Raw genomic sequence first — 13,994 nt, forward strand, 5'->3', positions numbered from 1 at the left:
CTTCGTCACTACGACGAAGCCCCAACCCTCCTTAAATCACAACCTCAAATCTGTGCCATTGGTGCTGACGGGGGACACTGAGCAGGTGGTCGCTCTGTCGCTTATTGACGGTTTGAACCGTACCGGGCGGGCGATAGGCCCAGTAGTGATGGACACGCCCTTTGGGCGCCTCGACCCGAAGCATCGCGATAACGTCCTGCGGTACCTACCGACAGTCACGAGCCAGTTTGTTCTGCTCGTTCATGGGGGGGAAATCCGGCCCGACACGGATCTTGCGTCCATCAAATCGAGGATCGGGGCGGCTTACACGATCGAGGAGGTGTCAGAGACCCAGTCCCGGATCGAGAGGGCTACGCTATGAGCACAAGCGACCTCATCAACGTGGGTCTGTCGGAAGCCGCAGACGACAAACTCGAGGAGCTGAAGGAGCTTGGGGTCTTCGCCGACAAGATCGATGGCTATCGCTTCGGCGTTAGTCTCGCCATTGCTCAGGGGGTTGTTCCGGGAGAGTTGGTAAAGCGTAAGAACCTGTTCAATGTGGGGTCGCTTGACCCTGATCAATCGCTGCGCAAATCGGTGGAAGCGCTGATGCCCGAGGCGCTCGAAGAGACAACGGTTTACCGTTTGATCGAGCGCCTGGCTGATTGGGGCGTGTCCGAGCTCCATGCACAGGCCCAGGCGGGAGAGATCGATTTTCTCGCGCTCCTTGACCAGGCAAGCACTAAGGCAAACTAGCTCGTGTTGGCATCGCTTCGTGCCTTCTTGATGCTTCGCACAGTTTCCTCCCACTGGGAGATCGAAGTTCATCACGACTTGAAAGACGTGGTGCGGAGCTGGGCTGGCCGAAGCGAGGAAGTAACGAGCGCAGTCCTTCATGTGGGCTTTGAAAGGCGAGTGGCCAAGTCTTTCAACCTGATAGCTGCGGAACATGTCGGCCGGGTGCTACTTACCCCAGGTGCGAAAGGAGCGTTACCGCGCTCGTTCAAAGCGTCCGCGTTGCCGGTCGCAACCGTTGACGACGAACCAGTCTTCCTCGCGCTCGAGGGGTGGGGATATTCGGCACCGGAACCAGTAAGCGAAGACCGCGAACCGGAGGTCGCCGCATTTCTGGGCTGGCTCGGATCGTTTGCGAGCGAGAACGCCGACGACAGAGCGGCCCTGCTCGACGTCGGCATACTAGACGAAACCACTTACGCTCAATTCGAAGCAAAGCTCGACGCGGTTCTCAGGACTCGTTTAGCCCGTCACCGGTTCAAAGAGGTAGTCGGCGCGGACGCCGATGATCCGTGTGCGATTGCTCGAGCCGCGCCACCTTGGCTCGCCGAAGTTCCGCTCGAAAGCCTGGATCTTACTGTCAGGATCGCAAATGTTTTCCGCAACAGGGGCATCTTGAAAGTTGCCGACCTGGGCTCGCTGACGACCGCCGAACTTCTAAACTTTCAAAACTTTGGGCGCACTTCGATTCATCAACTCTCGACAATTCTACGCAGCGCATACCTTGCTGGTCCCCAGCAGAGTGGGACCGCATTGTTGGAGCCAATGGATGGCACGCTGCTTCAAGCGGTCCGCGTGTCCCTGGCAAACTGCTCCGAACGAGAGCGCGATATTCTCGAACGCCGAATGGGTTTGGACCGTGACCCGGAAACGCTCCAGGAGATTGGTGAAAGCTACGCGGTCACCCGCGAGCGGATCAGGCAGATTGAGGATAAAGTCGTTGCCCGCCTCGTCCGCAAGGAGGTTTGGGATGACATCCTCGCGGCCAAGCTTCGAAAAATACTGGCTGACCGAGAGTTCCCACTCCCGCTCCTTGGAGCAGAAGCTATCGAACCCTGGTTCACTGGCTTAGGTGAGCAGCGATCTGTTGCCCGTTATCTCATTACGAATATGTGCTCGACTGGGGCCGCGATAGTCGAGATCGCCGGCACGGAATACCTTGGTTTTCTGTCCCAGGATGCGTGGCAAACTGCTTTGGCATCGGCCAGACAACTCCTCGCCGGAGGTGTCGGCGCTAGATGGTCGCGGGCTGATTGCGAACATCATGTTAGGTGCCTCCTGCCTGATCAGGCCGGAGAGTTTGGGGGCCTGTTGTGGGAAACGGCATCGGCTTGGTGCCATTTCGCAGATGACGGCGGCGGAGAAATCTTGACCTCATACGGGCGAGGCGCCGAGCAGCTGGTCGAAGCTGTTTTGCAGGAGAGCGACAGGCCGCTCCATTATAGCGAGATCGCCCTAAGCGCAGCCCGGCGAGCTGGGCGCCAGATCGACGAACGCCGCGCCCACAATGCCGCCGCCGACGTTGGCTTTCTCTTCGCTCCGGGTACTTACGGTCTTCTGAAGCACCTATCGGTGACCCGGGCTGAGCGCGAAGCCCTCGCGGATGAAGCGGTGGAGATTGTGTCGGAGGGCCCAGAGGATCGCCAGTGGCACGCCAGTGAGCTTCTCGAACACTTGCACCTCCGGGGTATCGACTTGCCCGGACGGTTCGACAAGTATGAGCTGGATATCGCCCTGAAACAACATGGAGGCCTAACATCATTCGGAAGAATGGTTTGGGCCAGGTCCGATGGAACTGCCGAGACAGCTCGCGTCGAAATTCGGCAGGCAGTAACCGCCATCTTAATGCAAGCGGGTCGACCTCTCAGTTCAAGCGAGCTTCGGGAACGGCTTATTGCTGTGAGAGGGATCAATCAGGGAATGCAGTTCGCGGTGGAGGATCCAGTAATCAAGCTCGACTGGAACACATGGGCCCTCAATGATCGCGACATATCGATTAAGCGTGCTGACCAACCTGCGTTTCTGGATGAGGTTGCCGACGTTCTCCGAGAGACAGACTCGGGCCTTCATGCGGGTGAATGCTCGGCTCTGTTGGGAAACCGACTACCGCCCCGCGCTCTTCTTTGCCTGGCGGCACGCGATCGTCGTTTTCAGTCGGCGTCCGGTGGGCGCTTGTCCCTGAGGGCAACAGCAGGCTGACTCTTGGCGCCCCAGGATCCCCATTCACCCTTGGTTTCTAGAGTCCAAGTACGCGCACACACGCTCCTGCGTCCTACCCCTGAGGCGGCGTCCCGAACGCAGATCCTTTACAAAACGGGGGTCTCCCACGGCCAGCCTGCCGAACGTGCTCGGCGGCACCTTGGTGCGCGCCAGATAGCTCTCGACCTGCTCCAGAAGCTCCATTTACCCGACTCGCATCACTCTTGCGTTCCTGTTATGTTCCTACTAGGAAGACATCCTAGAGTCTAGGATCGGATTTCCTAGATGCACTCACATGGGACGTCGGCGATGGACGAAGCACGCAAAGCCCTGGACGAGCTGATTCAGCAACGGGGGTACAATTACTCCTCGGTTTCCCGCCTCCTCGGACGCAATGCAGCCTATATCCAGCAGTACATTCGGCGCGGGAGCCCCAGGAGTCTGGACGAGCAGGATCGCGCGGTGCTCGCCCGGTTCTTCGGTGTCGACGAGAAGATCCTTGGGGCTCCCGAGCGCCGCTCGGGACCGGTTGTCGAGCTGGTCCACGTGCCCGTGCTCAGCGTCGAGGCTTCCGCCGGTCATGGGGCGCTGGCCGAGATGGAATCCAAATGCTCCCAGTTCGGCTTCGATGAGAAATGGCTCCGCCGGCTGACCGCCAGCAAGGCGTCGAGCCTTTCCATCATCGGCGTGCACGGTGACTCGATGGAGCCGACCCTGCACGACGGGGACGAAGTCATGGTCGACCTCGCCGACGGACAGTCGCGGTTGCGCGACGGCATCTACGTCCTGCGCATGGATGACGCGCTCAACGTGAAGCGGATCGCGATTGAGCCGCAGGGCCGACGGATTTCCGTGCTGAGCGACAACCCGGCCTATCCGAGCTGGCGGGGCCTCGAACGCCGCAGCATCAACATTGTCGGGCGGGTGCTTTGGTTTGGGCGTGCGCTGCAGTAAGCCCGCCGTTCCATGCTGACCTTCCTTGCCGTCTCGATCGTTGCCGCCGGACAAACCTTCACATGCACGCCGACGCATGTGTGGGACGGGGATGGACCCATCTGGTGCGCGGAGGGGCCGCACGTCCGGCTCTCCGGTATCGCGGCACGCGAGATGGACGGAACCTGCCGAGCCAACCAGCCTTGTCCCGACGCCTCGCCCACCGAAGCCCGGGACGCGCTCGTTCGCCTGCTCGGCGGCGCCCGCGGACGCAATTCGACGGGTCACGTTGCCGTCGCCGGCCCGAGGATGACCTGCCGCTCCGAAGGTTCGGCCGGCGGAAACAGGACAGCGGCCTGGTGCCGGCTGCCAACAGGCACGGACCTGTCGTGCGCCATGATCCGCACGCGCACGGTCCTGCGTTGGGATCGCTACTGGAAAGGCCCGGACTGCCGATGAACGCCGACCTGCACCTGCGCGGCCGTCTCGAACGGGGAAGAGTGGGCCTGGTCCTTAGGGCCGACGGCGGCGGCACATGGGAGCTTGACGCCGGAGGGCGAGCGCACCGGCTAGTCGGCCAGGAGGTCGAGGTCGTGGGACAGCGCGCCGGGTTCAACGGGGTTGCCTGCGAGCAGGTCTGGCCCGCCGGCATACCGCGGCCGCGACAAAGCAGGGTTAGGATCGAGTATCTCCTGGCCGGGGGCCTCGTCGCCTACGGCGTCATTGCCTTCCTCGTGGGGCTGGTCGGCTATTTCCGCTGATGCTGAGCGAATGGGAGCTGTGGGCCTGCGCCAATCGGGTGCTGCAGACCCACGGCGAAGAGGCTGCGCTCCATGCCGCCGAGCAGATCGGCGCGCTCGTCCTGGAAGGCGATGCAGCGGGCGTCCGTACCTGGCAGGCGATCGCCGAGCGCATCGCGCAGCTTGCCGCAACTGGCGGGCAAGCGCCGCCCATTGAGCGAATGAACTGATCGGCCGGCAGGAAGAACCTAGGCGCGGCTAGATTCCGATTTCGAACGGCTTGGTGAGCGAGCGTTCGCGCTCGGGCGGCTCGCGTTCGGGGAGCAGCCCCCTCCCCTTTGCCTGTCCTTTCGCGGCGGCGTCGCGGAGGAGATCGACGGTTTCCAGGGCCGATCGCTTCATGCCCGGATTGCGCTCGACGGCGGCCTCGAGCTTGCCCGCATTATCGACGAAGAGCGTCAGGCCGTCCCGCAACCGCGTGATTGTCACCAGGAAGGTCTGCTGGTTCGACAGGTTGCGTTCGCGGCTGTCCATGACCGCAATTCCGCGATCCGAGGTCAATCCCTGGGCCATGTGCGCGTTGAGCGCGTAGGCGAGGTCGAGCCGTTCGAGCATCGGGTCGCCGCGCGAGAGCTGGTGCTCGGCCCCGAGCGAGGTCTTCACCGTCACGCGCCGGTCGTCGATCGCGACCACGCGGGCCTGGTCGGCATTGAGCAGCCCGCGCTTGTGGTCGGTTTCGGTCCAGCGGATGCGGTCGCCCGCGTGAATCTCCAGCGGGCGGAGCTCGAACAGCCGCAGCGGATCCTGCTCACCCTGCGGGCGGAGCTGACCGGGGCGGAACTCGAAGCGGCGGCCGCGTTCGTTCTCGAGCGTCACCCGCTCGCGGACGAGATCGGTTTCCATGACCCGGTACTGGCCCCTGAGTAATCTCTGCCCGCGCTGGCGCCGGTCAACCTCGACCACCATCCCCGGCGCGTAGGTGCGGGCATAGCGCAGCTCCTCGCGGGTGACATTGACGCGGGAGAGCGTGTCCACCCTCATGCCCATGGTCCCGAGTTCCCCGTTCGCGCGCAGGCCAGCCTGCACTGCGTCATTGACCTGGCTCCGCAATGCCCGGCCGGAGGCATAGATCGACGTACGCTCGCGATCCTGCGGCGACAGCGATAGCCAGACGGCAGCGGCCTCGACGGCGGCTCCCTGAGCCACCTCCACGACATGCTTGCCCAAGTGCCGCAGCGCCTCGTCAATCTGCCCGCCCTGGGCCGCGTACTGCGCCCGGCGAAGCGCCTGCTCCCGAGCGCGGACATTGATGTTCATGACCGCGGTCTCGACACCGGCCTGCTGCATCACGTCGAACGGTTTGCCCGCATCGACCGCGCCCAGCTGCTTGCGATCGCCGATGCTGGCGAACCGATCGAGCTCGAGCAGATTGGCGAGCCGGACGAGCTTTTCCTTGTCGGCATTGCCGACCATCGATGCCTCGTCGAGGAGCACGACGGTGCCGCGCATGGAAGACCGGGCTTCGGCAAGCCGCGCCGGATCACCGCCTTCGAGGAGGTCGCGGTGGCGCCGAAGGAAGCGCGTGACGGTCATCGACGGGATGCCGGTCTCGCGCTCGAGCATCTGCACGAGCGTGTTCTGCACGGCCAGGCCCAGCACCGCCCGACCCTCCTCGCGCAGGATGTCGGCGACGGGCTTGAGGACTGTGCTCTTGCCGGCGCCGGCGATGCCCTGGATCGCCACGATGCGGTTGTGGGAGCCGAGCAGCAGGCGCCCTGCATTCTCCTGCCCGGGATTGAGTGTCATCCCGTATTTGAGCTGGGAGAGCGCCTGCAGCCGCTCGCCGGCAACCTCGGACGGCACGATGGCGGGAGCAGTTCCCCGGCCGCTTTCGACGCTCGCGATGATGCGCTGCTCAAGGCCGATCGCATCGCGCGTCGTCACCAGCTCGCGGTCAGCCCCTTTGCCCCTGAGCAGGTGGCCCTGGCGCAGCAGTTGGTCCACGCGTTGCTCGATCTCGGGCATCGAGGTCGGCAAGGCGAATCCAATCGCCGTTCGATAGATCTCGGCGCGCGGAAATGCCGCCTCGCGCTCGCCCAGGTGTCGAACGGCCGAGGCAACGGCGTGCACTGCGGCAATCTGCTCTGGTGTCCGCTTGCCCATGTGCGAAGGGACGAGCGGGTCGCCCTCCCGCAGCCCGAGACGCTCGGCAAAGGAGGCGGCGAGGGAGCGCCCGCGCTCCACAAGCGAGCGGACCGTCTCGCCCAAGCCGGGCACGTTCCCGAGGTCCTGGACCGCCCGCGCGTTGGCCTTGGCAATCACCGCCGCAGGGTCGAATCCGAGCTTGGCCGCAGCCTCCTTCCACTGGCGCGCGAGCGCATCGCGGTCCTCGATCCTCGCCTTTTCCGCTCGCGTCATCAGTGTCGCGGCATCGAGCACGCCGGGTCCCCGATGGTCCATCTTCGCAACAGCTTCGAGTATCTCGGCACGGCGGGTGCTGAAGGCGTCTCGGATGGATTTAGGAACGCCCACGGCTTCGAAATTGCCGTGCTTGCCGAACTCCCCGACCTCGTAGCCGAGCTTTTCGACCGTCAGACGAAAGCGCGCCATGGTCATCGCATTGAGCAGCGTGTTGTGCTCCCAGAGCCTGTCGTTCCTGAGCGCCCGCCATTTGCCGTCCGGCCCTTGCGTCACGTTGGCGACGACGGCGTGGATGTGCGCGTTGGGCTCCTGGTTCCGGTTGGTGTCGTGCTGGAACAGGCCGATCACGAGGTTGCCGGTCGCGACCACCCGCTCCTTCCCGCGCACCTCCATCCGGGTCTCGGCGAGGTTCTTTTCGGCCCAGGCCAGCGTCTCCTTCACCGCGGCAGAATAGGCGTCGAGGATGCGCCGATCCCCGCCCACAAGCGCGAGCAGCGACCAGCTCTTGGGCATCGAGAAAGTGAGGTCCGTGCCGGCGCGGTGTGCCCGGTTGTCGCTCCCGACGCGGCTTCCGTCCGGCAGCAGACCCTTGAGCACGGCCTCGAACTGCCGGGCCTCGATGCGGCCCTCGAGGCCGAGGGTCTGGGCGCCCTTTCCAAGCCATTCGCCCGAGCGATCGGCATCGGCCCGCGTGTAGTAATTATCGGCGGCGAAGTAGTTCGCGGCGCCGCCGGCCGTGCGGACATTGGCTACCGAGAGCATGGTCCCGACCCCGACCGGGCAGCGCCTCCTACCATGGTCAAAGCTCCAGGTCGCCGAGATCGGGTTCCTCGCGCGGCGGGGTGTCGCGCTCGGGCATGCCGTCCTCGAGCATCAGCTTCCGGGCAGCGGCATCGGTCGGCCGCCCAACCGGCCCATCGGCATTGTGGGGCCGACTTGCGGGATCCTTCACGACAGGAGCATCGGGCCGGCCGGGCTCCCCCCGTGGGGGATCGTTCTCGGCAGACGATGTGCCCGCGCGAAGCACGGCGTCCGTAGGAAGCGTGAAGCGAGGTGGAGCGGGGTTCGCCTGGGCGGGAACATCGGCCGCATGTCTGCCGTGCGCCCCCGTCGTCGGGGGCGCCCCGGCGTCGACCCTCAGGTCCGAGGGGCGGTCCTGCCCGGGCGGCATTTCGCTCCTCGAATTCTCGGTCACGTCGCGCGGCTCGAGTGCCAGTACGCCTTGCTTGGGGACCACCGGCTTGCCCGCGCCGTCGTCGTTGGACGACGGATGTTCGGTGGTCCCCGAGACTGGAAGAGCAGCCGGCCCGAGGGGCGGCGCCTCCCGCGGGAGCGCTCCTGCCGACGGCCGATCGCTGGCCCGGCCGATGAAGGTCTCGGCGACCCGTGGGCGGCTCACCGGCTTCAGCTTGACGGGTGCGGCGGGGAAGCCGTCGGGGAACTTGAGGTACCCTGACAGCCTCGGCAGGTTCATCAGCTGGTCGGGCAGCAGCAGCGGCTCGATGTGCTTGCGCGGGGTCAGGCTGACCGCATCGCGGGCATTGTTGTAGCCGTAGGTATAGGCCTCCTCCATGTCCCGCACCTGCCGGTGACCGATGAAGTCCGAGCACCAGGTCGCCGTCTCCCTATCGGCCGTGCCGAGGATCAGCTTGGTCCGCGCGAGCGACGAGAGGGTCATCGCCATGTTCTCGCCGTAGACCTCCTTGAGCTTGGCGTAGGCATGCAGTCCGAGCACGATCGCTCCGCCAAAATTGCGCGCGGTCTGGAGCCCTTTCTCGAGCGCCGGAAGGCGATGCAGCGCGCCGAGCTCGTCGATGAAGAACCAGCATTTGAGGTCCTGCGTGCGCGCGGTCGTCATCAGCGCGTTCATCGCCGTGTCGAGCCACAACGTGAGGAGCTGCGCGCAGACGCTCATGTCGACGTAGCGCGCCGAAATGAACACCACCGAGCCTCTGTCGTCGTCTTCCTCGACCCATTGGCGCAGCGAGAAGCGGGGGCCCGAGTTGGGCAGGAGCTTGAGCGCCTTGGCGTTGACGTTGAACACGGCCCGGATCGATTCCGCCATCCGGGCGGCTTCCGGTGCGGTCAGCGGATCGGCGATCGTGCCGCGCATCATGGCATGAACCCGAGAGAGGTCGGCGGTCATGAGCTCGCGCGCGAGCGCGTCGTTCGTGGCGCGGCCCTCGGCAACGAGCTTGAGGCAGAATTCGACGAATAATGCCCTCGCGGCAATCACCCAGAACTGCGCTTCGCCGCCGCCATCGTGCGGCACCAGGGCCTCGGCGGCAGCCCATAATTCACCCTCGCTGCGGCATTCGTCGAACAGGCTCCACGCGGGGCAGCGAGCGTCGAGCGGGTTGAGGATGGTGTCGCGGCGACCGTCGTGGAAGTGCTCGATGAACGCGCCGGTGAGATCGAAGATGACGCAGCGCTGGCCCTTTGCCCGGGCCTCGGCGATCATGTCCGACATGGCCACCGTTTTGCCCATGCCGGTGGTGCCGATGAGCATCGCATGGCTCTGCTCGAGCCGCCAGGGATAGACGACGGTCGCCAGGTGCGATGGCTGGTAGGGAAAGGCGGACGCGAGCTCGCGCGGGCTGCACAGACGCCACTTCCAGCCGAGGGCTTCGGTCAGCTCCCGGGTACGCTCGCGCCGGTTGTGTATCCGCAGTTCGTCGACCAGCTCGGGAAGCGTGACGAGCAGGGCGCCGCGCTCATGTTTGCGTTCCTTCGAGCGGCTGCCGAAGCGCGCCGCGAACCAGTAGAAGAGCGCGAACGCGGGCACCAGCAGCAGCGCCGACCGGACCAGCGCGTCGCCCAGAAGGGCAAGCATATGGTCCCATGCCCGCACCACCGGCGGGAAGCTGTCGAGCATGGCGATCGGCAGCTGGATGGTCCCGCCGAACGCGGTCTCGAGCGCGATCCGCTTCTCGGGATCGAACTCCATGAAGCCGTAGATCGCGGCATAGATTCGCATGCCGACAAGGTACATCTCATGATCGGACAGCTGCCCCGAGAGGGTCCACCATGAGGTCCACGCAATCACGATGGCGGCGACGATCAGCGGGCCCCTGAGGCCGGCAGCGAACATGAAGCTGAAGTGGCCGAGGAGCTGGCTGCCGCGGGTGAAGTTGACGAGGTTGCGTTTCATGCCTCGCCTCCCTCGTCGGTGCCGGCGACAAGGCCGAGCTCACGACATTTGCGGGCGTAGGCCTGGTGCGCGCGCTCGCGCAGCGCGTGGTCCGGGTGCCCAGCCAGGAGGGCATCGACGCCGACCATCATGAAGACCGAGTGACGGGCTATGCGCTCGACCGAATGCTCGAGCCGCGAGACGTAATCGTCGTCGTCGCAGGCTTGGGCAAGCAGCGAGCGGATCCACTCGCTGACGCTGATTTCCCGTCGCCGCGCAGCGGCACGCACGCGCACGGCAAGGTCGTTCGACACATGGACTTGGAGAGAAATCGGCCGTGGCATTCACGGACTCCTCGAATGCGGAGCCCGGTGTCGCGCGGCGAAAGGCCCTTCCTCGCTAGGTCAAATCCGAGAACATGTCAAGAACACCTAAGATGCCGGATTTCCGCGACGTGGAGCGACCCTTCATTCGAATCCGATTTGAAAATTGGCCCAAATCAGATCTGATTGAGAAGCTGCCACCTGCCAGATCGGCGCATAACATGTTGACATTAAGCCATTTTTCTCTGCGACCCGTCGCGTAGGGTGTGCCCCCTGTCCCGAACTTCGAACGGCGATTCCGGGAAACGCGCCTGGCCCGAATGGAACGGATTTGAAGCTCTTACCGGCGGGCTGCCGAGTGCGCCGGCCCCGGGCGCGGATCTGGCGGTTTGAGGCTGGGCAATCCAGCCGCGAGGACATAATCTGCGTGCAAGAAACCGGACCACCGGGAGCACGCGAATGTCCAGCGTAACCTTGTCGGCAACGCCCAAGGGCAATGGCTTCCAGGCGACGATCACCTATTCAGACGGGATCGCTGTCAGCTCCGCCGAAGCCTTCCCGAGCGAGTCCGAGGCAATCTCGGCCGCGGCTCTGAAGCTGCTCGAAACCCCCGACCGGCTGGGACGCTCAAGCAACCCGACTTCCGACGACCGAACGGGGGAAAGCTCCCTTCGACCGAGCGGCCTCCAACAGCCCGGATTAGGGAACCGAGCAAAAAGAAAGGAGGAAGCCCGGGCGGGCTTCCTCCGTGCGTGACAGGATCAGAATTCGTCGCTCAGCTTGCTGGGCACGGCCTCGATGACGCGGTCCAGCAGCGCCTTGGGCAAGGCGTTGTAATCGCCTTCGTCGACCGCGACGTAGCCGGCATCCTCGTCGACCAGAACGTACTGCGTGAAGTAGCTGTGAAAGGACCGGGCATGGGCCTGATCCAGCGCGGCCAAGAGGGCCGCGCGGTCGGCGTTCAAACCTCCACGATCGCTGTTCAATGAAGCATGCATGGCTATCCTCCTGATGTTCGATGCGTCGCATCAGGAGCTCACGCGGAGGCGGACGGCGGGCCGGGTCAGGGACCGCGTGGAACACGCGGCCGCGCAGCGGCGACGGGGGCAACGATTTTGTCGGAGCAGGGATTCATCCCTGCTGCGGCAAAATGGTGGGGCCCCGTCGTCCTTGACGCGGCTTGTCGGCCGCATCACCCTCGGACTACTCGCGAGAGAGACCTCTCCAACCTCTCCGGTTCCGCGCGACGCCGCCCGCAAAAACCATTTTCCTACACGCCTTCGTGATGGCAGATTCCGGCTCGGAGGGGACCAACGGCCAGCGAAAGGAACATGCGAATGGCCAGGTCCAAACCGAGCGCTCGGGATGCGCTCAGGAAGCTGCGCGAGCAGCGCGAGGAGCTCGATGCGAGAGAAGCGAGGCTCCGCGAAGAAGCGGCAACCGAGCTCGGCAGGCTCCTCATCGAGTGCGGCGCCGAGACGCTCGAGCCGGGCGCACTCAGGCAGCTGATCCGCCAGTCGATGACCCTCGGGATCGACGAGACGCTGAAGCGTCTCGCCCCCGCCTGAACCCTGCCGCGGCGGCGCGCAGGCTCGATGCCCCGCGCCGCCGCATTTGACCCAAGCACAAAAGAAAAGGCCCCGACGGCGTGCCGCCGGGGCCTTGTCGTGGAGGGGCTGGCCTCAGTCCTCGTCGATGTCGGGCGCGCCCTCGTTGCTGCCCGAACGGGCCTTCGAGAGGAAGTCGACCTTGTCGGCGATGATCTCGCAGCCGTAGCGCTTGACCCCGTCCTTGTCCTCCCACGAGGTGTAGTGAATGCGGCCTTCGACCGTCACCAACTGGCCCTTGGTGCAGTACTTGGCGACGTTCTGGCCGAGCCCGTTGAAGCAGGTCACGCGGTGGAACTCGCTGTCCTTGGCGGTGTAGCCGTTCTCGTCCTTGTAGGTCTTGCCGTCCTTGCGGGCCGGCCGGTCGGTCACGACCGAGATCGAGGTGACGGTGGTTCCGCCCTGGGTGGTGCGGGATTCGGGATCGCGGGCGATGCGGCCGACGAGGATAACGAGATTGGTCATGGTTCTTCTCCTGATCCGCAGGTCCGGGTCCATCCCGGCTGCGAACCAAGGGAAGAAGCGGCCACCGGGCTGTCGCACCGGGAGGCGCCCATGCGCCGGACGGGGAACCTGAAACCGGTTCGGGTGGTGCGGGCAGCCGGGCACAAGCCCGGCAACACGGCCGGACCTGTTTCGGGTTGCGGCGGCCAAGAGCCGATTCAAGGGAAGGTTCGCGAAGAGCCGGAATGGTGCCCGGACGATCGGGAGGAGCCAGACCCAACCCGCTGCCATCGGGCTCGCCTTCGCCGTTCCCCTCCCCAGCGGCGGAGCCGGTTCAGATTGCGATGCGGACCGGCTGTTCGTCCCCAGCGCGGGACCGGACGAGAACTTCATCTCCAGCAGCAGCCGGGTTCCCCGCCGCGCCCCTTGCGTGCTCGTCGAGGGGGTTGCCTCGCAGCATCCAGGCCTCTGGCGCGATGAGCCGCGCCCAGTCCGCAAACGAGGGAATGAAGCCGAGGTCCTCGCGAACGTGCTGCTCGCCGACCAGACGGACTGGAACAGTACGGGCGTCGGCATTCACGATGGTCGGGCCGAACAGGGATTCGAGCATGAAAATGCCCTCGGCGTGATGCCGCAGCGCGCGGTGCCGGGGATCGGCGAGGATGGCCTTCGACTGGTCGAACCACTGGTGGAGCGGCAGGTAGTCGTCGACGGCGCCGCCCCATTTCCGAACCGAGGACAAGGCGTGATAATAGCAATGCGCCATTTGCCTTCTCCTAGAGCTCGGTCGAGTGGTCTTCGTAGCCGGTGTACCGCAGGCTGCATTCGAGCATGAAGGTTGCGGTCCCGACATCGATCATCAACGCTCCGCTGGCGCCGTCGTTGATTTCCCAGCCCGGATGGTGACGCTCGAGCGCGAGATAGCCGAGCGATTCAAGCGCGCCGTTGAGGGTTTCCTGTTTGGCCTCACCCGCCGCCGCGGCATCGCCGTCAGGAACTATGGCGACGAACATTTCGGGACACGCGAGCACCTGTCCCGCAGCGTCGCGGCACTCGATCTCCTCGATCGCACCGGTGTCCCCGTAGCCGTCGAAGCGTATCTCGACGGAGGCAATCCCCGCCTGCTGGAGCTGCGGAATGAGCGCCTGCTTGAGGTGCTGCAATCGGGTGTCCGCCTGCGCTGCGCGCTCGGCCTGGCGAGCGGCGAAGTCGACCATTGCCGCTTGGATATCGGTCATGACAATTCTCCCTGTGCTGGAAGGGGCGCCGGGGTCGGTTCCCGCGCCCGCTGCCGCAGGCGCGGTCTCCCCTCTCGGGATAGGGGCGCGGTCGCGGCTTTCGGCATGGGCTGAAGACGGTGGGGATTCCGGGCGGCGATCGTCCGACACGACGCACCTCTTTTGCCAATTTCCTGTGAGCGGTC

At 64.9% G+C, this 13,994-nt stretch carries 16 protein-coding genes; 9 read left to right on the forward strand and 7 right to left on the reverse strand.

The window, feature by feature from the left end; all coding sequences use genetic code 11:
* From WFP39_RS10000 to WFP39_RS10030, 7 genes are all read left to right on the forward strand, one after another.
* The coding region (locus WFP39_RS10000) for a hypothetical protein (protein ID WP_336919391.1) at positions 1-361 on the forward strand (361 nt) is incomplete at its 5' end.
* Complete coding sequence (locus WFP39_RS10005; RefSeq protein WP_336919393.1) at positions 358-735, forward strand: hypothetical protein; 378 nt, start codon at positions 358-360, stop codon at positions 733-735. The genes WFP39_RS10000 and WFP39_RS10005, both read left to right, overlap by 4 nt.
* Before the next feature lie 6 nt (positions 736-741).
* Positions 742-2,973 (forward strand): DNA-directed RNA polymerase subunit alpha C-terminal domain-containing protein, encoded by a 2,232-nt coding sequence (locus tag WFP39_RS10010; RefSeq protein WP_336919394.1) that lies wholly within the window; start codon positions 742-744, stop codon positions 2,971-2,973.
* Between the two features lie 309 nt (positions 2,974-3,282).
* Positions 3,283-3,927, forward strand: a complete 645-nt coding sequence (locus WFP39_RS10015; RefSeq protein ID WP_336919396.1) for a S24 family peptidase — start codon at positions 3,283-3,285, stop codon at positions 3,925-3,927.
* A gap of 12 nt (positions 3,928-3,939) precedes the next feature.
* Positions 3,940-4,365, forward strand: a complete 426-nt coding sequence (locus WFP39_RS10020) for a thermonuclease family protein (RefSeq protein ID WP_336919398.1) — start codon at positions 3,940-3,942, stop codon at positions 4,363-4,365.
* Positions 4,362-4,667, forward strand: a complete 306-nt coding sequence (locus WFP39_RS10025; RefSeq protein WP_336919399.1) for a DUF5818 domain-containing protein — start codon at positions 4,362-4,364, stop codon at positions 4,665-4,667. Before WFP39_RS10020 ends, WFP39_RS10025 begins: the two co-directional genes overlap by 4 nt.
* The gene (locus WFP39_RS10030; protein WP_336919400.1) at positions 4,667-4,876 is read left to right on the forward strand and encodes a DUF6961 family protein; all 210 of its coding nucleotides are present in this window, start codon (positions 4,667-4,669) and stop codon (positions 4,874-4,876) included. Before WFP39_RS10025 ends, WFP39_RS10030 begins: the two co-directional genes overlap by 1 nt.
* Before the next feature lie 28 nt (positions 4,877-4,904).
* Here the strand turns inward: WFP39_RS10030 and mobF are convergent, their stop codons facing one another.
* From mobF to WFP39_RS10045, 3 genes are read right to left on the reverse strand one after another with little or no spacing between them, the layout of a single operon-like run.
* Positions 4,905-7,829: a MobF family relaxase gene (gene mobF, locus WFP39_RS10035; RefSeq protein WP_336919401.1), complete on the reverse strand. Its 2,925-nt coding sequence runs from the start codon at positions 7,827-7,829 to the stop codon at positions 4,905-4,907.
* 37 nt (positions 7,830-7,866) lie between these two features.
* Positions 7,867-10,218 (reverse strand): type IV secretion system DNA-binding domain-containing protein, encoded by a 2,352-nt coding sequence (locus tag WFP39_RS10040; protein ID WP_336919402.1) that lies wholly within the window; start codon positions 10,216-10,218, stop codon positions 7,867-7,869.
* Positions 10,215-10,511 (reverse strand): hypothetical protein, encoded by a 297-nt coding sequence (locus WFP39_RS10045; RefSeq protein WP_336919403.1) that lies wholly within the window; start codon positions 10,509-10,511, stop codon positions 10,215-10,217. The genes WFP39_RS10040 and WFP39_RS10045 overlap by 4 nt, the downstream gene beginning before the upstream one ends.
* Before the next feature lie 468 nt (positions 10,512-10,979).
* Between WFP39_RS10045 and WFP39_RS10050 the strand changes: the two genes are divergently transcribed.
* Entirely contained in the window at positions 10,980-11,276 is a 297-nt protein-coding gene (locus tag WFP39_RS10050; RefSeq protein ID WP_336919405.1) for a hypothetical protein, read from the forward strand.
* 5 nt (positions 11,277-11,281) lie between these two features.
* Here WFP39_RS10050 and WFP39_RS10055 read toward each other — a convergent pair whose 3' ends face one another.
* Positions 11,282-11,518 (reverse strand): hypothetical protein, encoded by a 237-nt coding sequence (locus WFP39_RS10055; RefSeq protein ID WP_336919406.1) that lies wholly within the window; start codon positions 11,516-11,518, stop codon positions 11,282-11,284.
* A gap of 339 nt (positions 11,519-11,857) precedes the next feature.
* Between WFP39_RS10055 and WFP39_RS10060 the strand changes: the two genes are divergently transcribed.
* A complete protein-coding gene (locus WFP39_RS10060) occupies positions 11,858-12,088 on the forward strand; it encodes a DUF6437 family protein (RefSeq protein ID WP_336919407.1) in 231 nt (76 codons plus the stop codon).
* A gap of 114 nt (positions 12,089-12,202) precedes the next feature.
* Here the strand turns inward: WFP39_RS10060 and WFP39_RS10065 are convergent, their stop codons facing one another.
* From WFP39_RS10065 to WFP39_RS10075, 3 genes are all read right to left on the reverse strand, one after another.
* On the reverse strand, positions 12,203-12,592 hold the full coding sequence (locus WFP39_RS10065) for a single-stranded DNA-binding protein (protein ID WP_336919408.1): 390 nt from the start codon (positions 12,590-12,592) through the stop codon (positions 12,203-12,205).
* Between the two features lie 313 nt (positions 12,593-12,905).
* Positions 12,906-13,337: a DUF6915 family protein gene (locus WFP39_RS10070; RefSeq protein ID WP_336919410.1), complete on the reverse strand. Its 432-nt coding sequence runs from the start codon at positions 13,335-13,337 to the stop codon at positions 12,906-12,908.
* Between the two features lie 10 nt (positions 13,338-13,347).
* Positions 13,348-13,809 (reverse strand): DUF6878 family protein, encoded by a 462-nt coding sequence (locus WFP39_RS10075; RefSeq protein ID WP_336919412.1) that lies wholly within the window; start codon positions 13,807-13,809, stop codon positions 13,348-13,350.
* Between the last annotated feature and the right edge of the window lie 185 nt (positions 13,810-13,994).

Origin of the sequence: Alteraurantiacibacter lauratis, assembly GCF_037154155.1 — a bacterium.
Taxonomy (GTDB): domain Bacteria; phylum Pseudomonadota; class Alphaproteobacteria; order Sphingomonadales; family Sphingomonadaceae; genus Alteraurantiacibacter; species Alteraurantiacibacter lauratis.